The following is a 239-nucleotide window of genomic DNA, read 5'->3' as shown; positions in this document are numbered from 1 at the left end:
ATGTTGAATTGCTTCTTGATATAGGTCGTGAGGTGTGTAGTCTTCCCGCTCTAGAAAGCGATTTACACTATCATGCGAGATGTTATAAGTCTCAGCAAGTTGTGTGCAGCTAATAGAGTTCGGTTCTGTCATGAGAAAACCCATATAAATGGGTAGAGTACAGGTTGCTGTAGAAGCATGTTTAATTCGTCTAATCACAGATACTTTATAAAGCATTTTAATACTTTTTTGAATCTGTC

At 37.2% G+C, this 239-nt stretch carries 1 pseudogene; it reads right to left on the bottom strand.

Annotated features, from left to right (window positions below):
- Positions 1–198: pseudogene (locus tag RYX56_RS25025) on the bottom strand (IS701 family transposase); the annotation flags it as partial.
- Positions 199–239 lie beyond the last annotated feature (41 nt).

This window comes from Alkalihalophilus lindianensis, assembly GCF_032843265.1.
GTDB lineage: Bacteria > Bacillota > Bacilli > Bacillales > Bacillaceae_D > Alkalihalophilus > Alkalihalophilus lindianensis.
This window is presented reverse-complemented; position numbering and strand designations above follow the sequence as displayed.